This window comes from Mycobacterium montefiorense (assembly GCF_003112775.1).
In the GTDB taxonomy this organism is placed as follows: domain Bacteria; phylum Actinomycetota; class Actinomycetes; order Mycobacteriales; family Mycobacteriaceae; genus Mycobacterium; species Mycobacterium montefiorense.
In genome coordinates, this window is record NZ_BFCH01000007.1 from 222021 (window position 1) to 242221 (window position 20201).

At 63.2% G+C, this 20201-nt stretch carries 20 protein-coding genes; 9 read left to right on the forward strand and 11 right to left on the reverse strand.

Going from position 1 to position 20201, the window contains the following annotated elements; genetic code table 11:
- Positions 1-91 precede the first annotated feature (91 nt).
- Positions 92-2977, forward strand: coding sequence for an MMPL/RND family transporter (locus DB708_RS04695; RefSeq protein WP_108920787.1), 2886 nt, complete (start codon positions 92-94; stop codon positions 2975-2977).
- Between the two features lie 39 nt (positions 2978-3016).
- Positions 3017-3643 (forward strand): DUF732 domain-containing protein, encoded by a 627-nt coding sequence (locus tag DB708_RS04700; RefSeq protein ID WP_235616625.1) that lies wholly within the window; start codon positions 3017-3019, stop codon positions 3641-3643.
- On the opposite strand, the gene DB708_RS04705 is transcribed toward DB708_RS04700, so the two are convergent.
- Positions 3640-4533 carry a DUF808 domain-containing protein gene (locus DB708_RS04705; protein WP_108920789.1) on the reverse strand — a complete coding sequence of 298 codons (894 nt, stop codon included), beginning with the start codon at positions 4531-4533 and terminating at the stop codon, positions 3640-3642. The two genes, DB708_RS04700 and DB708_RS04705, sit on opposite strands and share 4 nt — an antisense overlap.
- 66 nt (positions 4534-4599) lie before the next feature.
- On the opposite strand from DB708_RS04705, the gene DB708_RS04710 reads away from it, so the two are divergent.
- Positions 4600-5349: a glucose 1-dehydrogenase gene (locus tag DB708_RS04710; RefSeq protein ID WP_108920790.1), complete on the forward strand. Its 750-nt coding sequence runs from the start codon at positions 4600-4602 to the stop codon at positions 5347-5349.
- 320 nt (positions 5350-5669) lie between these two features.
- Positions 5670-6986, forward strand: coding sequence for a cytochrome P450 (locus DB708_RS04715; RefSeq protein ID WP_108920791.1), 1317 nt, complete (start codon positions 5670-5672; stop codon positions 6984-6986).
- Positions 6987-7025: 39 nt separating this feature from the next.
- On the opposite strand, the gene DB708_RS04720 is transcribed toward DB708_RS04715, so the two are convergent.
- The 6 genes from DB708_RS04720 to DB708_RS04740 form a co-directional block, all read right to left on the reverse strand.
- Positions 7026-7364 (reverse strand): DUF732 domain-containing protein, encoded by a 339-nt coding sequence (locus tag DB708_RS04720; RefSeq protein WP_108920792.1) that lies wholly within the window; start codon positions 7362-7364, stop codon positions 7026-7028.
- Between the two features lie 139 nt (positions 7365-7503).
- On the reverse strand, positions 7504-8334 hold the full coding sequence (locus DB708_RS04725) for an LLM class F420-dependent oxidoreductase (protein ID WP_108920793.1): 831 nt from the start codon (positions 8332-8334) through the stop codon (positions 7504-7506).
- Between the two features lie 348 nt (positions 8335-8682).
- Entirely contained in the window at positions 8683-8976 is a 294-nt protein-coding gene (locus tag DB708_RS04730) for a hypothetical protein (protein ID WP_108920794.1), read from the reverse strand.
- A gap of 11 nt (positions 8977-8987) precedes the next feature.
- On the reverse strand, positions 8988-10157 hold the full coding sequence (locus tag DB708_RS27525; protein ID WP_235616626.1) for a hypothetical protein: 1170 nt from the start codon (positions 10155-10157) through the stop codon (positions 8988-8990).
- A 381-nt stretch (positions 10158-10538) separates the two neighbouring features.
- Complete coding sequence (locus DB708_RS27530; RefSeq protein ID WP_235616627.1) at positions 10539-10811, reverse strand: hypothetical protein; 273 nt, start codon at positions 10809-10811, stop codon at positions 10539-10541.
- A 9-nt stretch (positions 10812-10820) separates the two neighbouring features.
- Positions 10821-11123, reverse strand: coding sequence for an RNA 2'-phosphotransferase (locus DB708_RS04740; protein WP_235616628.1), 303 nt, complete (start codon positions 11121-11123; stop codon positions 10821-10823).
- A gap of 179 nt (positions 11124-11302) precedes the next feature.
- Here DB708_RS04740 and DB708_RS04745 point away from each other — a divergent pair, with 179 nt between their 5' ends.
- From DB708_RS04745 to DB708_RS04760, 4 genes are all read left to right on the forward strand, one after another.
- Positions 11303-11839, forward strand: coding sequence for a restriction endonuclease (locus DB708_RS04745; RefSeq protein WP_108920795.1), 537 nt, complete (start codon positions 11303-11305; stop codon positions 11837-11839).
- Between the two features lie 269 nt (positions 11840-12108).
- A complete protein-coding gene (locus DB708_RS04750) occupies positions 12109-12435 on the forward strand; it encodes a hypothetical protein (RefSeq protein WP_108920796.1) in 327 nt (108 codons plus the stop codon).
- A gap of 32 nt (positions 12436-12467) precedes the next feature.
- Positions 12468-12788, forward strand: a complete 321-nt coding sequence (locus DB708_RS04755; RefSeq protein WP_108920797.1) for a hypothetical protein — start codon at positions 12468-12470, stop codon at positions 12786-12788.
- Positions 12789-13065: 277 nt separating this feature from the next.
- On the forward strand, positions 13066-14745 hold the full coding sequence (locus DB708_RS04760) for an FAD-dependent oxidoreductase (protein WP_235616629.1): 1680 nt from the start codon (positions 13066-13068) through the stop codon (positions 14743-14745).
- A gap of 58 nt (positions 14746-14803) precedes the next feature.
- On the opposite strand, the gene DB708_RS04765 is transcribed toward DB708_RS04760, so the two are convergent.
- The 3 genes from DB708_RS04765 to DB708_RS04775 all read right to left on the reverse strand — a co-directional run bounded on the left by DB708_RS04765 (position 14804) and on the right by DB708_RS04775 (position 17641).
- Positions 14804-16222 carry an SDR family NAD(P)-dependent oxidoreductase gene (locus tag DB708_RS04765; RefSeq protein WP_108920798.1) on the reverse strand — a complete coding sequence of 473 codons (1419 nt, stop codon included), beginning with the start codon at positions 16220-16222 and terminating at the stop codon, positions 14804-14806.
- 25 nt (positions 16223-16247) lie between these two features.
- Complete coding sequence (locus tag DB708_RS04770) at positions 16248-16718, reverse strand: CAP domain-containing protein (protein ID WP_201263428.1); 471 nt, start codon at positions 16716-16718, stop codon at positions 16248-16250.
- A gap of 98 nt (positions 16719-16816) precedes the next feature.
- A complete protein-coding gene (locus tag DB708_RS04775) occupies positions 16817-17641 on the reverse strand; it encodes a YmdB family metallophosphoesterase (RefSeq protein ID WP_165839732.1) in 825 nt (274 codons plus the stop codon).
- Positions 17642-17941: 300 nt separating this feature from the next.
- On the opposite strand from DB708_RS04775, the gene DB708_RS04780 reads away from it, so the two are divergent.
- Positions 17942-19372 carry an MFS transporter gene (locus DB708_RS04780; protein WP_108920800.1) on the forward strand — a complete coding sequence of 477 codons (1431 nt, stop codon included), beginning with the start codon at positions 17942-17944 and terminating at the stop codon, positions 19370-19372.
- Between the two features lie 35 nt (positions 19373-19407).
- Here the strand turns inward: DB708_RS04780 and DB708_RS04785 are convergent, their stop codons facing one another.
- Positions 19408-19911, reverse strand: coding sequence for an N-acetylmuramoyl-L-alanine amidase (locus DB708_RS04785; RefSeq protein WP_235616630.1), 504 nt, complete (start codon positions 19909-19911; stop codon positions 19408-19410).
- Positions 19912-20201 lie beyond the last annotated feature (290 nt).

Genomic DNA, 20201 nt, shown 5'->3' on the forward strand with positions numbered 1-20201 from the left:
CAGCAGCTGCTGGCGCACCGGGGTGGAGGGCGTGGTCGACCGTGACCACATCCGACGTGAACGTCGACAACTTCTGCCGCCTGAGGGCCGCATGACCGATCAACGCGTGAACGGCGGACGTCGTACGCCCCGCGTCGCGCGGACGATCCATCTGTTGTCGGTGCCCATCATCCTGGCGTGGCTGGCTCTCACCGTCATCGTGACCATCGGCGTGCCCTCGCTCGAGCGAGTGGAGCAGGAGCGCTCGGTATCGCTGAGCCCCAAAGATGCGCCGTCGATCAAGGCCATGCAGCGGATGGGCCAGGACTTCAACGAATCCGATTCGGACGCCTTAGCGATGATCGTCCTGGAGAGCGAGCAGCCGCTGGGCGACGACGCTCACCACTACTACAACCAGTTGCTCCGTCAATTGGGAAACGACCCGCGGCATGTGCAGCACATCCAGGATTTATGGGGCAACCCAGTCACGGCGGGTGGCGCCCAAAGCGAGGACGGTAAAGCCGCGTACGTGCAACTGAAGCTCGCCGGCAACCAAGGCACCAGCACGGCGAACCAATCAGCTGACGCCGTCCGCAAGATCGTGGAGCGCACGCCCGCACCGGCGGGAGTCAAGGTCTACGTCACCGGCCCCGCTCCGCTCATCTCGGACCTGAATCACAGCGGCCAGAGGACGATCCTCAAGGTCACCGTGGTGAGCCTCGTGGTGATCTTCGCGATGTTGCTCCTCGTCTACCGATCTATTGGCACCGTCGTCCTGCTGTTGCTGATGGTCGGAATAGAGCTGCAAGTCGCGCGCCAAATCGTCGCATTCCTCGGAAATGTCGGCGCCATCAGCCTTTCCACCTTCGCCGTCAATTTGCTGATCACTCTCGGGATCGCGGCGGGGACCGACTACGGGATCTTTTTCGTCGGCCGCTATCAAGAGGCACGCCAGGCCGGCGAAGATCCGGTAACGGCCTACTACACGACGTACCGGAGCACGGCGAAGGTCGTCTTGGCTTCCGGCTTGACGATTGCCGGATCGGTCTTCTGCCTCAGTTTCACCCGGATGCCGTATTTCCAGACGATCGGTGTCCCCTGCGCGGTGGGCATGCTGGTTGCCGTCGCGATTGCGCTGACGCTGGTTCCTGCCGTGCTGGCCGTCGGTGGCCGATTCGGCCTGTTCGAGCCCGCGCGAAGGATCACGGTGCGGCGCTGGCGACGGATCGGCACGGCAGTAGTGCGCTGGCCGGGACCAATTTTCGCCGCGGCGTGCGCGGTCACTCTGGTCGGCCTGCTGGCACTGCCGGGATACACCACCAACTACCACGACCGCGTGTACCTCCCCGACGACCTCCCGACGAATCAGGGATATGCGGCCGCAAGTCGGCACTTTCCCCTGGGCCGGATGTTGCCCGAGTTCGTGTTGATCGAGGCCAATCACGACATGCGTAATCCCTCCGATTTTCTGGTGTTGGAGCGATTGGCCAAGGGTGTCCTCGCGGTTCCTGGTGTTTCTCGAGTGCAATCTGTCACTCGGCCGGCGGGCACCGCGATGGCACATACGACCATCCCGTTCCGGTTCGGCGTTATGAACGCGAGTCAGCTGGTCAATCTCGAATATCAAAAAGCCCGCATGAACGACATGCTCACGCAGGCCGAAGAGCTGAACAAAACGATCGGAATCACAACAACGCTGTACCACCTAATCCTGCAGCTGAACGCCGTGACCCATGACCTGGCCGGCAGGACGCACGACATTCAGGCAATCACCGGTGAGATCCGAGATCAGATTTCGAATTTCGAGGATTTTTTGAGGCCGATCCGTAGCTACTTCTACTGGGAAAAGCACTGCTACGACATTCCGGTCTGCTTTGCGATCAGATCTCTTTTCGATTCGTTCGACGGCATCGACGAGATCAACGACAAACTGGGCGAACTAGTCGTAGACGTCGACAAGATCGACATCTTGATGCCGAAACTGGCCGCAGAGCTCCCGATTCAGATTGAAACCATGAAGAGCATGCGCACCATGATGCTGACGATGCACTCCACCATGAGCGGAATCATCGGCCAGGCCGACTCGCAGGGCAACATCTCGACGCAGATGGGCGAAGCGTTCGACGCCGCGAAAAATGATGATTCGTTCTACCTGCCGCCGGAGGTTTTCCAGAACCCAAGCTTCCAGCGGGTTATGGGACTGTTCATGTCGCCGGATGGGAAAGCGGCGCGCATGACCATTTCGGATCGGGGCGATCCCGCAACCACCGAAGGTATCGCGCGCGTCGAAGCGATAAAGAATGCGGCCGAGGAATCACTTAAGTCGACGCCGCTGGAGAACACCAATATTTACGTCGGAGGCGTCTCGGCGACGTACAAAGACCTGCAAGATGGCTCCGAGTATGACCTCATGATCGCCGGGATTGCGTCGCTCTGCCTCATCTTTGCCATCATGCTGATGATCACGCGGAGTTTTGTGGCGGCCATGGTGATCGTGGGTACCGTCGTAACGTCGCTGGGGGCATCCATCGGATTGTCCGTGCTGCTGTGGCAGCACATTATCGGGCTCGGGCTGGAATGGCTCGTATTGCCGATGTCCGTCATCATTCTGTTGGCCGTCGGATCTGACTACAATTTGCTTCTCGTCTCACGAATGAAAGAAGAACTCGCCGCCGGTATAAGCACCGGCATCATTCGGGCGATGGGCGGTACCGGCAAGGTCGTCACGGCCGCGGGCTTGGTATTCGCCGTCACGATGGCCTCGATGGTCGTCAGCGACCTGATGGTGATCGGCCAAATCGGCACCACGATCGGTCTGGGCTTGCTGTTCGACACCTTGATCGTGCGCGCATTCATGACGCCATCCATCGCCGCGCTGCTCGGACGCTGGTTCTGGTGGCCACTGCGGGTGCGACCGCGGCCGGCGAGTTTCCTGCTTCGGTCTGAGGGCACGCGTCCGCAGGTCCGTGAGCTGCTCGGCACCCGGGCGCCCGACTAGCTCCCCAAGTCGTCGTTGACGGCCGCTACCATGGCCGTCATGTCCGAGCCGGTACCAGCTACCGACAAGACTGCCGGGCTGGGCGGGGACGAGACAGCTGCCGCGCCCACTTCCGCGGAGCCCGAGGCCGCCACTTCGGCGAATTCGGCCGGCCTGGCGTGGTCCCGCGACGACGACGTCGAAACGCCGCCCGAAAAGGCGAATCAGCGCCAATCGTGGCGGTCGACCTGGCGCACCGCCGCCGCTCTGCTCGCGGCCGGGCTCGTGATCGCTGGCGCGATTGTCTTGGGGCGTTCGCTGTTGACCCCGCCTCCGAAAGTCGCGGCGCCCCCACCGACCGCGGCGCCGACATCAACGGCAGCCCCCACGACACCCAGGACGGCATCGACGGCTGCGCCGTCATCGATCGTGTCGACGCCGGATCAGGACAACAAGTACGTTCAGTCCCTCAACGACCGGGGAATCTCCTTCGCCAATCCCGACGCCGCCATCTACAACGGCAAGATGGTGTGCGAGAACATCCGTCTGGGCATGACGGTGCAGCAGATAATCGCAGATTTCCGGACGAGCAACCCCGCACTTGCCAGCGACGCCGAGGCGTACGTGACCATCTCGGTACACGCCTATTGCCCGCAGCACAACAACCTGGTCGGTAGCGGGCCCTAACGACCTCGCCGGACCCGTGACGGCAGCTGAACGACCGCGAAACCAGCGAATCCGACGATCAACCCGATCGCCGTGGACACCCCGGCATTGAGCAGCCAGGCCAGCGCGCCACCAACGGAATCGACGGCATGGCCAACCTGATGCTCGCCGTGGTGAACCAGGCCCCGCGGTGCGTGCCAGCCCAAGTGATCGACGCCGTCGAGCAAGATGTGTCCGCCTACCCAGAGCATCGCCACCATCCCGGTGGCCGAGAGCGCTGAAAGCAGTCGGGGCATCGCCGCGACCAAGCCCCGGCCGAGTCGCTGGCCGATTCGGGATCCGGTCGACGTGAGATGCAAGCCGACGTCGTCCATTTTGACGATGACGGCCACGATGCCGTAGACCGCCACGGTGAGGATCAGGGCAACCACGGTCAGGATGATCAACCGCGGCAGGAACACCTGGTCGGCGACCTCATTCAGGGCGATCACCATGATCTCGGCGGACAGCACCAAGTCGGTCCGGACTGCCCCGGCCACCAGGACATTCTCGGCCGCCGGCGCTGCGTGGGCGTGATGACCGCGGAAACTCCCCCACACCTTCTCCGCGCCTTCGTAGCACAAATAGACGGCGCCGAGCATCAGGATCGGGGTCACCAGCCGGGGCGCGAACTGACTGAGCAACATCGCGACGGGCAGGATCAACAAGAGCTTGTTGCGTAGGGATCCAATCGCGATCCGCCTGATAATCGGCAGCTCGCGCTCGGCGGCGATGCCGTGCACGTACTGCGGCGTCACGGCGGTGTCGTCGATGATCACGCCGGCCGCCTTGGCTGTCGCGCGGCCGCTGGCCGCCGCCAGGCGTGCCAGAACCGCGACGTCGTCGAGGAGCCCGAAGAGACCTGCGCTCATCGTGTCCCCGCCATGGCGTTGGAGGGTACCCGCTGCGCAGTTCGATCGGGTGTACGGTAACCCGCCATGGGACGAGCGGGACGCGTTGAAGGCAAGGTAGTGCTGGTCACCGGCGGTGCCCGCGGCATGGGTGCTTCCCATGCGGATGCGCTGGTGGCCGAGGGCGCCTGCGTTCTGATCACCGACGTCCTCGACGACGTTGGCTGCGCAGTCGCCGAAAAGCTCGGGAAATCAGCTCATTTCGTCCATCTGGACGTGGCGGACCCGGATCAGTGGGACCAGGCCGTTGATGCGGCGGTGAGCCGCTTCGGGCGATTGGACGCGCTGGTGAACAACGCCGGGATCGTCAAGCTCGGTTCGTTGCGCGGCTCCTCGCTGTCCGACTGGCAGCGAGTCCTCGATGTCAATCTCACCGGCGCCTACCTGGGTATGCGAGCGGCGATCGAACCAATGATCGCCGTCGGCGGCGGATCGATCGTCAACATCTCGTCGGTAGAGGGATTGGCTGGAAGCGCCCACCTGCATAGCTATGTGGCCGCCAAGTTCGGCCTGCGCGGCATTACCAAATCGGCCGCGGTGGAATTGGCCCAACACAACATCCGGGTCAACTCCATCCACCCGGGCCTGGTGCACACCCCGTTAAGCCAGGGCGTCACCGAAGAATTCATGCAACCCATTCCGCTGCGGCGCGGTGCCGCGCCGGGCGAGGTTTCCACCTTTGTGGTGTTCCTGGTCAGCGACGAGTCGGCATACGCCACCGGAGCGGAGTTCGTTGTCGACGGCGGGCGGACGAGCTACGTGCCCGCCAAGATATAGACCACTTCGCGACCAGGACACCATCTACCCGACGGAGGCGAGCAATGGCTATGCGGCCGGACAGACGGGCATGATCATGGGGGCCGCCGTCGCGACATTCTGCCCCGACGTACAGCCGTCGCTGGATCGCTGGAGCGACACTCACTGAAAGTGCGTGCGTCCGTTATTGGTCGGCTCGTACTGAGCAACCGAATTAGTCCGGAAATTCCTGGCCCCCGGCCAATCTTGACCAGCTGGCATGGTCCAGCCCGAGCGGCGGACGACGGACGCCGGTGATATGTTCCCGCAAACGACATCGCGGCCGCCGAAGGGGAATCGCTGTGCGGACGAGCATCTGGGCTCGCTGGGTGGCGAGGTACGGTGCGCCGCGCGCATTCCTGACGGTGCAGGCTCGCCGCGGACAACCGTTGGCCCGGTTTCTGCTGGGCCGTGCCGGCGGAGACGAGATGTATCGGCTCGTCGAAGACATCAGGACTCAGGGGCGGCTGGTACAACGGCCATTCGTGTGGGTGAGCGCCGACCACGAAATCTGCCGCACGGTACTGCGCGACGGCGCGTTCGGGGCCACCAATCTCGTCAACGCGCCTCTCCCCCAGCCAATTCCGGCATTGCTCGCCCGAAGTGATCCGGGCCTGCCCAATCCCGTCGAGCGGCCGGCGATGGTGATGACGAATCCGCCCGATCACACCCGTTATCGACGCCTGTTCGCGCAGAGCTTCACACCTCGAGCCATCGACAGGCTCAACACTCGAGTCGAAGAGATCACGGCGCAACTGCTCGACGATTTGGAGCGGAAGTCGCAACCCGACCTGGTCGCCGACTTCGCGACGGAACTACCGGTGGCCGTCATCGCCGAGATCCTCGGTCTACCAACCGATGCACGCCCACAAGTGCGCGAATGGGGCTATAGCTTGGCGCCGCTGCTGGATTTCGGTACCAACTGGAAGACGTTTCGGCACGCCATCGAGCATCTGCGCGAGGTCGACCGCTACGCCGCCGAGTTCATCGAACGGGCGCGTGCGGCTGACTCGGGCGACGATCCGTTCGGCCGGGTGGCCGCCGGCGGCGAGCTGACCCACCGCGAATTCGCTGCGAATGCAGCGCTTCTGGTCGGCGCCGGGTTCGAGACGACAGTGAACCTGATCGGCAACGGGATCGTTCTGCTGCTCAAACATCCTCAGCAGTTGGCGCTGTTGCGCGATGATCCGGGACTCTGGCCGGCTGCCATCGAAGAGATCTTAAGGTTCGAAAGCCCCGTGCAGATGCTCGTACGCACCGCTCGCCGCGACGTTGAGATCGCTGGCGAACACATCCGCACCGGCGCGATGTTGGTGCTACTGATGGGCGGCGCGAACCGCGACCCAGGCGTCTTTACTGACCCTGGGCGGTTCGACATCACCAGACCCAACGCGCGAGAACATTTGGCGTTCGGTTCCGGCATACACGGTTGTCTCGGCGCGGCCCTGGCGCGAATAGAGGGCGTCATCGCCCTTCGCACCTTATTCGAACGGTTCCCCGGCTTGAGCCTGCGCGAGCAGCCCGAACCACTCGAGTTGGTGACCTTGCACGGATTCAAAAGCCTACCAGCGCAATTGCGGACGCGGCCGACGGGCCACATCAGCCGCACCCAGCAATAAGTTACGAAATAGTTTGCCGCACAGGGCTATCGGCTTCAGCTATGCAGGAGGCGGTGCCGGCTGGGCAGCTGATTCGCCTTCGTGCTGAGGGCAGTAGGCGTCTTCTGCGATCGTCGTGAACTCGACGGCGGCGTTCCCCTTGAATGCCGGGTTGCTCTCCGACACCGTCCTGATGACGTCCCCCTCGGGCATGCCCTGGTCCATCAGTGCGCATTCCCTCTTGCCGACGCTGATCGCGACGCTCGGGGTCTGATAGGTGATGCCGGCTTTGGTCAGCGCGGCCAGAAATTTCGCATCCGGGCTGGGGTCGGCCTGAGCCGGCACGGCCAGGGCAACTACTGCAGTAAAGCTTGCAAGCAAAAGAAGAATTCCCCGCATCAGACCATCCTCCTACAGATCGACGACGCTGTCCTGTCGAAGGTTTGTGGGACGGCCCAAAGGCCATCGGCCAGGCCTGCCGACGGATTATTGGGATCGCAGTTTCAGCGTCCGCCGCGATCGAACGGGTCGAACCACCTCAATCGGAGTAGCTGCCTACCTTTGCGGCGTACTCATCGAGCAACCGAAGCGATTCGTCCAGTGGGTTGGTGGGCAGCATCAGTGCGAGTCGACTGAAACCCAAGTCCCGGGCAGCGTCCCAATAGCCGGGGTCGGCCGGCGTGCCGAACATTGCCAGTGGAACATCGCGTCCGCTGCCCTCACGCAGTTGATCAACGCGTTTGGTGAGCCGCTCAACCGGGAGCGGGTTGGATATCCACCCGGCGTCGTGGCGAATCACCCGTTTGACGGTGGCATCCGAATCGCCGCCGATGAAGATCGGCGGGTGCGGTTTTTGAACCGGCTTGGGGCGAAGGTAGGCAGGGTCGAAGTCGACGTACTTGCCGTGGTACTCCGCCGGCTCGGTGGTCCATAGCGCCTTGATGGCCTCAATGCGTTCGTCGAGCAGCGCGCCGCGCGTCTTCGGATCGGTGCCGTGATTGCGCAATTCCTCGATGTTCCAGCCGGCGCCCACGCCGAACACGAAGCGGCCACCGGAGATCAGGTCGATGCTGGCAGCCTCTTTCGCGGTGATGATCGGATCGCGCTCGATCAGCAGGGCGATCCCGGTGAACAACTCGATGGATGAGGTCACCGCTGCCGCCGCGGCCAGCGTCACGAAGGGGTCGAGGGTGCGGTAGTAGATCGACGGCAGCTCGCCACCCATTGGATAGGCGGACTCCCGACTCGCCGGAATGTGGGTGTGTTCGGCGATGACCAGCGATGCGAAACCCCGCTCTTCGATCGCTCGTGCCAGCGATACCGTGTCGATGGTGTGGTCGTTGACGAACGTCGCGATCCCGAATTTCATGCTCTTCCCTATCTGCCGCCGTTGATCTTTGGTCTGCCGACAACCAACGCCCGCGAGTGCAACGCAAATTCCTGCGACGGGCCAACCGCTGGTCTGCCGTCGTCACACTAGCCACACTGCAGCTAGCGCGTGGCTCGTCGCTGGGGAGGACCCGGGCGGGGCGCAGTATCGGGATGACTCGTGGGGTATTTTCGAGATTTACGCGCTCTCCCCGAAGCTTCTGCACCATCTCTTCCAGCGACAGTCTGGATTGATCTGCAAGTCGTTGAAGTAGTGCGACTTTCTCGATTGGTCAACCGAACGGAAGAACACAACGGAACCTTTCGCCTACCGCCCCAGGCCTCAAGCTCAGCGCATCAGGAAGGTGTAGTAGTTACCGATTGCTTCCAGCGCTTCCGATGTGAGATCTGGATGCCGTTCCTGCATCACAGATTCGATGTAATCGCCGGCTTCATTTAGAGTAAGGCGATTCCAGTCAGGCTCGATCCGCATCGCTTCTTTGAGTAATAGTTGCACCTGTTCATGCGCGTATTCTCTCGCCGAGCCATAGTGTAGATTGAATTCTTCTTCGTTCTTTCCCGGATAGCGCCTCAGGTATAGCACAACGGCATCATTTGCATTGAAGTTATTTCCGGATGTCACGTAGTGTAACCTCACTTACCTCTCTCAAATATTATGGTTGAATGACCGTCATCGGGATCTATCTGCACAATGCGAGTCACATTTGGATTTTCCATCAAGCGAGGTATCTCAACAGATTGCCAAATGTTGCCCGGACGCAAATTGCTGCCCACGATTGCGGTAACTTCACCGCGTGCGCTTCCCGCGTAAGCCGCCGAAGCATCCTCCCAGAACTTGACCGATACCGGATCATGGCGATTCCAGGCTGGGAGCGGATCTACGCCGTTCTCCGCAAGCGTCATTTCCAAGGTATTGCCCCCAAATCCGTGAGCAATAAGTTCCGCTACTCCTGCGCCATCGGGGCCAACTCCGATTCCATCGGCGGTTCGCCCCGACCAGTAGTATGCGCTATTCGGCGCTGTCGACGTGATTCCTTGAAGCTGTTCATATGACGGCAAGCTGCCGGGTAGGTAGTGACCCGCCGCGTCCATGGGGTAGCCGCCAAGACTGTGGTTCCCATCCGCGACGGTGTGGTCCCCCGCCGCAGGGATGTGGTGATCACCAATGCCAGTAGGCAGGTGATCACCAGCACCTACCGACGGGTGCCCGCCAGGCATATCGTGTGGCAGTCCGGCGGCGGCGTCGAGGTCTGCCAGTTCGGCTGCGCGTGAAACGCCGGCAACTTCCGGCCCGAAGAGCATTCCGGGCAAGGCGAAGGCGCCATCGGAGGCTTTACCGCCCAGGTAGTAGGCCGCGCTGGGCGAGTCCAACATGTTTTTGACTTCGCCCGCCGCGGCGGCCGCCGGGTTTTGGACCGTCTCGAGCGTGCCCTCGAGCATTTGCTTCCACGCCTGCAGCGCGCCCGGCGCCCCGCCTTGTCCTACCCCGAGAAGGTTATGGATGCTCTCTTCAGTTGCACGCCAACGATCACCGAAACCTTCGCCGAATCCCGGCGGCGGCAAGGGCTTTGGTTCGGGCGGACGGTAAGGAGGAATTCCTCCCTGGTCGATCCACTTCTGAGCACCGGCCACCATCTCGTTCACGCGCGCTTCGATCTGATCCGGCGGGACGCCGTCACCGAGCATCACTTTGCGTAGCAAAGCCTTGGCGCTTTCCATCTCCGCCGGGCTCGGCGCAGGGAACGCAACGGCGCCCTCGGGCAATAGCATGCCTTCCAACGAACGCGGCTGGCCCGCAGGCACCGACGGATCCTTCGGCGGGGCACCGCCAGGTGAAGCGTCCGCGGCGCCAGGGGGCAGCAACATTTCTTGCCACGTCTTCGGCTTGCCTCCCGGGCCAGGGTTCGGCGGCCCTTGTGGCGCCGGGGCACCATCTGGCGCCGATCCAGCAGCATCCAGCGAGACTGCGCCGACGGCGGCGCCGATCGCGGTGGCAAGCTCGTGATCGGCGGTGTGGGCACGGACCTTACAGACGTTGAGTTCGCCCTGCAAAGTCTGCAGTTTGTTGGCGAGGTCAATTCGATTCGGTGGAATCCCCTTGGGACCGATGTCGATTCGCCAGTCCGGCGTGATGGCCCAGCCGTTAGCCTGGGCGGCCTGTTCTATGTCATCCAGCTCGCGCTTTCAGGCGCTCACATCCGCCTCGGTGCGCGAGACCGCCGCCGCTACCTGCCGAGATTCCGCGCCGTCCGCCTCGATGTCGCGGCGAATCAAGCCGACGTCGACGCGAAAAGCGTCGCCTGCCTCACCTTGCCACTCGGCAAGTACATTGTGTGCCTGTTGCAGGCTGTCGCCCAAGCGCTGCAAGGTATTAGCGCGTCCGGTGGCCGTCTGGAACACCGCGTGAATCGCGTTCAGATCCCAGCGTTTGACGTATGCCGGAGTCAGCGAACCCACCCGCTACCCCTATTCCCGCACCGACCTGAGCGCACTGGCCGAACGGTCTTCGTTCGTGGAGTAACCGACCATGGCCTCGGCGACATGCGTACCCAAACCGCCCACCCGGACTTTGTGTTGGTTGTGCCGGGCCTCCCAACGGGCCGCGAGCTCGCCCAACGCCAGCTGCGAGGACCCGACCCAACCCGGCACAGCGTCGGCCAGCCCGTCTTCATGACCGACGAAGTCCATGGCGGCGTCACCAATGCCATTGAGCACACGGTTGCTACCGAGGTGTAGCGCGACGACATCTACATCCAACTCATCAGCCACGATGCCCCCCATTGCTTCGCCGGCGCTGTGCGGTGAAGCTTAGCCAGAATCACCAGACGGCGCCCTTCACCTCAAGCGCTCGGGCTTGCGGTGACGAGCATGACGACAAGCAGGCCCCATATTCACGACCTTGTCGCTGCTGATCCCTATCATCGGCGCATGCATACGGTGTCTTCGACATGAAGACGGCATTCGTCTTTCTCCCGATTTACTTCGGGCTTCTGCTTGGCTTCCTGGGGCACCGCGTCTCGCTAGGCCTAGCCGGGGCATGTTGTGGCCTACTTTTCGCCGCGTTGATACAGCCGGCCTACCGTCGGTCGCGGCGGCTGCGGGCCAACGCGGGCATCGGGGAGATCGACGCAATGGACGGCGTGGAGTTCGAGGACTACGTCGCCGCACGCATGCAGCGCGCGGGATGGGAGGTCAGCTTCACCCCTGCCGTCGGCGACTACGGCGTCGACCTGATCGCGCAAAAAGATGGCCAATATGCGGCCGTTCAGTGCAAACGACACGGTAAAGCGGTCGGCGTCGCAGCGGTTCAGCAGGTGGTAGCGGGTGCGCGTCATCACGGGTGCACACGCAGCATCGTGGTGAGCAACCAGGAGTTTACCTCTGCTGCAAAGCAATTGGCCTACACGCACGGCTGTCAATTGATTGGGCGCAAGGCGCTGGACAGCTGGGTCCCTGCTCCCATCAGAAAGACGTTGCGCAACTGACGCATTGGGCTTCAGCTCAAAGCAGCCCGGCGTTCAAAAGGGCGGCCGCGACGGGTCCCAATCCCTAAGGGGGTGGGCGAGCAACGCGCCGAGCCCTTCGTCGCCTGTGCCGTAACTCACCAACCGCATATTTTTCAGTCAGTTGTATATGTTTTACCCTGCAATATATATTGTTAGCTATAGTAAGGATTGCCGCCAAGCAACCAGAGGTGTGGCCGCTCACGCTACGTTGCCGAGGCTCATCCACAAGTTCTGAAATAGGAGTCGAAATGAAGTCGAAACTCGCTCGCGTCGGCGCTGCCCTACTGGGCTGTGCTGCGACGATTATGTTTTCCGCTGGCGTCGCCAACGCCGACCCGCCAGACCCACACCAGCCGGACCTCCCGTCGAACTACTGCGAGGGCCAGCGATTTATGGGAAATGTCTGCGACGGCACCAAGTATCCCGACGGATCGTTCTGGCATCAGTGGTCCCAGTCGACCGGCGAGTACGGCGAGGGTCCTCGTATTTGGCACTTCGACTGCGTCAGCGGCAATGAGCCTTTCCCGGCCCTCCCCCCGCCTGGTGGCTGCGACGGGGCGATCCCGCCCGCCTGACCTCAACCCACACACTTTGAATAGGAGTCGAAATGAAGTCGAAATTTAGTCGAATCGGTGCTGCGCTGATGGGCTGTGCTGCGGCGACTGTGTTTTCCGCTGGCGTTGCTACCGCTAGCCCACCAGACCCGCATCTGCCCAACATCACGCGGAACTGGTGCGAAGGTGCGCGAATGTGGGGATATATCTGCGACGGCGCAAAGTACGCCGACGGGTCGTACTGGCATCAGTGGGAAGACAGTTACACCTACCACTTCGACTGCGTCAGCGGCGACGAACCTTTCCCGGCCCCGCCTCCACCTGGCGGCTGCGACGGGGCAATTCCGGGCGGTCCGCCACCGCCGCCAGCCTGACCAAGCAGAGTGGCGGCGACGGACCTTCAGCTGAAGGAGTCGAAGATGACGTCGAAACTGACTCGCATTGGTAATGCGTTATTGGGCTGCGCTGCGTTGGCGACAGCGGCAACAACGTTTTCCCGGAGCTGCCGGGAAACGAAACCGATGCACGAGCTGAACATGCGCCAACCGAGCTCGATCCCCAACTTTGGGGCGGATGCCTCATGTGCCGCCGTGAGTACGTGGCGGACGATTACCGCATCGAAGATTCGACACCGAATGCGAAGCCGCTTCTGTGAACCAGCGGATCCCCGAAAGCTCTTGGGAGGCAATCCTTTTCACTATCGAGGAGCTGTCCACGATTCCGCTCTTCTCGACGCTCGGGGAAAAAGAACTCGAGTACCTTGCTGGCACCGTCGAGGACATCCACCTCATCCCCGGCGAGTATGTAGGCCATGAGGGCGAAGGCCGATCCCTGGCGATCATGGTCGAAGGCAAGGCCGAGCTGACGAAATTGGTTAACGGAGTCGAGCAGGTGATTGGCGTCCGACTTCCGGGCGAAGTCGGAGGCGAGATCCCGATGACGCTCGGTACCCCTTTGCCCGCCAGCATGCGAGCCGTCGAACCATCGCGCGTACTAAAACTGACGGTCGAGGTGTTCCACACGCTCGCCGCCATGGCCCCCCAGATCTCCGAAGCGGTCGGTGCGGCCGCGTTGGAACGCATCGAGATGCTCAAAAACGCGAATGGGCACCCACACGAGCCAGCAATGTTCGTGATCGGCCCGCGCGTCGACCCGGGCGTGCACAGCTGCGACAGCTTCCTGCATCGCAATCAGATTCCTTATGAACGCCTGGACCCGGACGATCCTGCAGCTCACGCCTTCATCGCAGGCGAAACCACCGGCTATCCGGTGGTGGTAGTGCGCGACGGCACCCGGCTGATCAACCCGACGATGCGTGCCGTTGCCACTGTCGCTGGACTAACGGCCACGCCCGGCCGGGCGCACTACGACGTCGTGATCGTGGGCGGCGGGCCGGCAGGTCTGACGGCGGCGGTCAACAGCGCGTCCGAGGGCCTGCAAACGGCGTTAATCGAGTCCTTCGCCCCCGGCGGACAGGCCGGTACCTCGACGCGGATCGAGAACTACACGGGGTTCCCATACGGCGTCTCCGGTGACGAGCTCGCGAGCCGGGCACTGCGGCAGGCGAAGCGGCTGGGCGCCGAGATCGTCGTCACCCGTCGGGTCGAAGGCATCGACCCCGCCGAGCTGACCGTGACACTGGACGGAGGCGACGTTCTCCGAACGGAGTCGATCGTGCTCGCGATGGGCGTGGAGTGGCGACGCCTCGATGTCGACTCGATCGAGCGATTCGTCGGCTCCGGTGTCTACTACGGTGCGGCACGCAGCGACGCCGGTCTGGCACAGGGAAACGATGTCTATCTGATCGGCGCCGGCAACTCGGCCGGGCAAGCCGCCATCTTCTTCTCCAATCACGCGCGATCGGTGACGCTGCTGGTCCGGGGAGAGTCGCTCGCGGCGAGCATGTCCCACTACCTCATCGAGCAGATCGCAACAAAAGCGAACGTCCGGGTTCAAACGCGATCCGAGGTTGTCGCCGTGCACGGAGACGAACAACTCGAGGCGATCGAGGTCATCGATCGCGAGACCGGCACGACATCTCGACGGGATGCGCGGGTGCTCTTCGTTCTCATCGGTGCCAAAGCAACGACTGATTGGCTCCCCCCGGCGATCGCGCGCGACCAGCACGGGTTCATCCTCACCGGGACCGACGCGTTGAAAGCGGGCCAATGGAAGGCCGACCGCGAGCCCTTCGCTCTCGAGACAACCGCCCCGGGGATCTTCGCGGTCGGCGATATTCGCTCCGGATCGGTCAAGCGCGTGGCGGCGTCCGTAGGCGAAGGCGGCATGGCGGTCGCCCACGTCCATCGCTACCTCCAGCTCTCCCGCTAGCGGCGGCTGCGCCATCGGCTCGGCGATTTCACCGCAGCTTTTGTCAACGAGAAGGCAGCTACCAATTGCTCGGCGAGTAATCCTTGAGGAAGCAGCCGCGCAGATCTTCGCCGGACTCCCCGCGCACGATTGGGTCATACACCCGGGCGGCGCCGTCGACGAGATCGAGCGGGGCATGAAAACCCTCGTCGGCAAGCCGCAACTTGGTCGGGTGTGGACGCTCATCGGTGATCCAGCCCGTATCGACGGCGGTCATCAGAATGCGATCCTGCTCTAGCATCTCGCCGGCGCTGGTGCGAGTGAGCATGTTCAGTGCGGCCTTCGCCATGTTGGTGTGCGGATGCCCCGGGCCCTTGTATTGGCGACTGAACTGCCCCTCCATCGCGGACACGTTCACGACGTACTTACGGCGCGCGGGTGAAGCGGCCAGCACCGGGCGCAGCCGGCTCACCAGAATGAATGGCGCGGTCTGGTTGCAGAGCTGAACTTCGAGCAGTTCCATCGGGTCGACTTCGTGCACGCGCTGGGTCCAACTGTTGATGGGCGCGGTGTCAGGCAGCAGGCCACCGGCGTCGATTGCGATGCCCGCAGCGATCCGGTCCGGCGAGGCGCTTCGAGCGGCGAGAGCCAATTCGGTTATGGCGTGCGGAGTTTGGTGTTCTGCCAGACTTCCGGCAAGTGCCTTGGGATGGGCGTCGCTGACGCGGTCGAACGTGATCACGTCGACTAGTTCCGGCGCCGGCGTGCGCTCGGCCTCGACGAGCGCCGCGTAGGAACCGGGGGCTCGGCGCACCGTCTGGGCGGCGTTGTTGATCAGGATGTCCAGCGGGCCCTGCGCAGCCACGGTGTCCGCGAGCGCGACGGCCTGAGCCGGGTCACGTAGATCGATGCCCACGACGTGTAGCCGATCCAGCCAGTCGGCACTATCGGGCATCGTGGCAAAGCGGCGCACGGCGTCGTTCGGAAAGCGGGTGGTGATGGTCGTGTCGGCGCCGTCGCGGAGCAGGCGCAGTGCGATGTACATGCCGATCTTGGCGCGGCCACCGGTGAGCAGAGCGCGCCTACCGGTGAGGTCGGTGCGCGCGTCGCGCTTGGCGCGGTTGAGGGCGGCGCAGCCCGGGCAGAGCTGGTGGTAGAAGGCGTCGACCACCGTGTAATGGTTCTTGCAGATATAGCAGGCGCGTGACCGACGCAACGTGCCCGCGGAGGCGCCCACCGCCGTGTATACCAACGGCAGGCCCTGTGTCTCGTCGTCGATGCGGCCGGGGGCGCCGGTCGCGGTAGCGGCGACCACGGCGCGGTCGGCGGCCGCGATTTCGTCGCGCTTGGCATTGCGGCGGGCCTTCTTGACTGACTTGAATATGCCGGCGGTGGCCCGGCGCACCGTAATGGCATCAGGATGCTCGGGAGGCAACGACTCGATGTCTGCCAGCACCTGTAGGCAAATGTCGAGCTTGTCGGGGTCGATCGCGTTCACGTGGGAAGACTACGGCGTGATGGCGTCAGGCGGCGAAGTCGCCGACGATAGTCATCTTGTTGCCGTCTGAGGCGGTCGCGAAGCCAGCCGCGGAGTATGCGCAGTTCAGGATGATCGCCCGGTGTGGAGGACTTTGCATCCACAAGTCGAGCGCTTCGCCCGGATTCGCGGCGGATCCGGTGCCCCAGAAGACGACCTCACCGCTGTAGGGGGTCCGGTAGCCCGCGTCGGTGATACGCACCTGCGGTGAAGATCCGTCCGAACCGATATGACCGTTCACACCGTTGCGCAGCATGTCGTCGGCGTGCCGCTGCGCCGCTTCGGTCAACCGCGGGTCGTTGCCGATCACCCCGCATGCCTCGCGAATCCGGCTGACGCCGCTGTACAGCGCGGTCCCCGGACCCTCGGCGCGGGCAGCAAAATCAACGGTCGCGGGAGCCGTGACGAACAAGGCGCCGAGCGCGAACACGGCGGTAACCTTGACTTTCATCGTCATGTTGCCGGTTGCCATGTATTGCTTTTCGGTCGTTGGCAACCAAGCGTTACCTTCTTGTGACCGTGGAAGGTCCGAGGTACCGATCCGCTAGGCCGTAGTCAGTGCACCCGCTCCATCGCGGTACACCGGGTGCCGTCGATGGTCAGCAGCACCGCGCCCATCGTCATCGGCCCTGAGGCCAGCCGGTAGGGCGCCAATGTGACATGGTCTTCTCCGCGCATCCTGGCCACCCAATGCTCCGGATCGATACCGATGACACCACCGGTGGCGCCGGTCATTCCGACATCGGTGACCAAAGCAGTACCCCCGGGCAGCAAATGCAGCGGCAGCGTCGCCTCGTGGGTGTGGGTACCCAGCACTGCGGCGGCAGTGCCGTCGACAGCGTGGGCGAACGATTGCTTTTCGTTGATGCTCAACCCATGGAAATCCACGATCACCGCGCCGCGTCGGTCGATCGACTGCCACGCTGGCCACGGCGGCGCCACGTGTTGTCGTTCGGTCAGCCACCTGCCGAACAGCGGGTCCGGCTCGACCACGGCGGTTCTGCTCATCAGGTTGATCACGGTGAAATCCGTTCCGGAGACGCTCAATTGGAGCACCCCGGAACCCGGCACGCCATCGGGCATGTTGAACGGACGCAGCACCTTGGGGTGCGCGAGCACCTTGTCCACCTCGGCCATCTCCCCGTCCCAGGAATGGTTTCCACCGGTGATGACGTCGACGCCTGACTCCAGCAGGCGCTCTGCCACTTCGATGCTGAGCCCGAACCCGGTCCGGATGTGCGGTCCGCTGCGCTCCGCGTTCTCCGCGTTCACCACGACCAAGTCAACGTTGTATTGCGAACGCAGCGCGGGCATCCGCTCGCAGACATGGTCCACCGCAGCGGGACCGACGACATCCCCGAGAAATAGCACGCGTCTCATGTCCTGACCGCTCCCCATTCGTCGGCTGACCCGGCGCAATCCGGGCGTCGGCTATCCGGTGTACGCATCGCGGGTAGCCATCGGAAAAAGACGCGGTTACGCAAAGCGGTGTATTCGGCTACGCGTTCGCCGAGAAATACGGGTGTGACCTGCTCCTGAGACGTGCCTCACTTATCCGGAAGACGGGCGAGCACATTCTCCCGTTGTTAATTCGCGCGTCAACGGCGTTCGATTTGACCTTCGCATAGATCCCGAAACTGAGGAGGTATTTGATCTTTCCTCACCATCAGGGAGAAGTAGATGACGCAGACCCTGGATGCCAATAAGCCAGCCGCCCAGACACCGCCGGATCCGGTCGAAGAAGCCCTCGACAATGCCCCGCTGAGCTTGTTCCACTTCAAGGCCGCCGCGACTGCGGGCGCCGGCTTTTTCACTGACGCCTACGACCTCAACGTCATTGGCACCGTCATCCTGCTGGTCAAGCCGGAGTTTGGGCTGAGCTCGGGACAGGTGGCGCTGCTGACCAGCTCGGCCCTGCTAGCCGTGGCCGTCGGCGCGTTTGTGTTCGGCAGGCTTGGCGATCTCCTCGGCCGGCGCAGGGTGTATGGCCTCGAGGCGGCCATCATGGTGGTGGGTGCACTGCTGTCCGCGTTCGCGCCGAACTTCACCTGGTTGCTGGTCGCACGGTTTGTCCTCGGCATCGGTATCGGCGGCGACTACCCGGCGTCCAGTGTGATCACCACGGAGTACGCCAACCGCTCCAACCGGGGCCGGCTGGTCGGTTTCGCCTTCCTGTTCTTTGCGCTCGGTCAGGTCGCCGCGTATCTGGCGGCACTGCTGATTCTGGCCGTGGGAACGCCGCATGATCTGGCCTGGCGGCTCATCCTGGGTCTCGGTGCGCTGCCTGCACTGCTGGTGCTGTGGAACCGCAGACATATGCCGGAGTCGCCGCGTTGGACGTTGCGGGTCGCCCAGGACCGCGAGCGCGCCGAACGCGACCTGTCGGTGTTCTCCGCGACATCACAACCAGTCGCCGCCACCGGCAAGGCCCGGGTAAGGGTCCGGCTCTCCGAGATGCTGACCAACCGCACCTTTGTGATCACACTCATCGGGACCGGCGGCAGCTGGTTCTTCTTCAACATCGCCACCTACGGCAATGCGGTGAGCCAACCGCTTTTGATCAAGAGCATCTCACCGTCCACCGAGACCATCACCAATGTGGCGATCAACGCCGTGCTGATGATCTGCTTTGGACTAGGCGGCGCGCTCGCAGGGTTGGCCGTGGTGGACCGGATGCGCCGCACCACTCTGCAAATCTGCGGGCTGGTGTTATGCGCGGTGTCGATGCTGCTCATCACGGCCATTCCGGGGCTGACCCAAACCGTCACACTGTTCGCGGCGGTGTTCGGACTGTCGCTATTCGGCACCACTTTCGGGCCGAACTATGGGCTGATACTGCTCGGCGCGGAGTGCTACCCCACCACAGTGCGCAGTACTGGACACGGGCTGTCGTCGTGTCTGGGCAAGGTGGGCGGTTTCATCGGAGCTCTCGTCACCCCCTTGGTGCTTAGCGGAATGGGGCTGCGCATGACGACTCTGCTGGCCGGCGTCTGCTTCCTGCTCGCGGGGGCCGCGACGCTGGTACTGCGCGACCCATCGAGAGTGCCGCTGGACGACGCCAGCGCTGCGATGCATCGCGGGCTGTGCTTCCCAGCGCCAGCGAAGACCTGAGTGCGCGACAAATTTGTCCTTGCGGGACCTGAGGATTAGCCCGCCTCTATTGCCGCGACAGTTGCCGCCGCATCGGTCCCACAGATGCGTTCGAGGTTTACCGGTCCAGCGGCCAGTAAATCGTCGATGCGGTGCTTGAGGTCTCCCGACGAAAGATGCGCGTACAGGTTCGTGCCCGGGCATGAGGTTTGGGCCAGGTCGCGGTGGCCGGCCAGAGTGCCGGTGGCGACGTGAAAGGTTTGGGTGGCCCAGGCGAAGGCGAGAGCGGCTCCGTGAAGTTGGGTTTCGGAGACGACTTCTTTGTCGAAGTCTCCTTCACACAGAACCAGGAAGTGCCCTGTCGTGTCGTAGTCCGTCGCTGTATCGCCCGCGATCTGCGGCGCTCGCAGTTCGTAGATGTTGCCGTCGCGGTCAATGCCGACGTGATAGGCGATGTCGACCCATCCCAGCTTGTCTTGGTGGTAGCGCTGGTCCTGCCGGAGGCGACCCGGGGCGTTCCGGTTGTCTCCCAGGACGACGGCTTCGTGGTAAAGAGTCATGCGGGTGATGGTGTGAGGCCTGCCGCCGGCACGGGCGGGACGAGCGCCCCAAGCATCTCGACACAACATGGCAGCTGAAGCTGCACTAAGCGGAACCGCGGACGCCGTCGCGGGCTCAGTCACGGATTGCCCGCACCCGCTCGCGATCGCCAGCGCCCCCGCGCCGCCCGCCAGCTGCAGCAATCGGCGACGGTTGACGGGCACACGGCCGACCTCGCGATGGCCAGACGTGACGGCGTCCATGGGGAACACCATACGAAGTGCCATGGCTGGCCGGATCGCTACAGCGA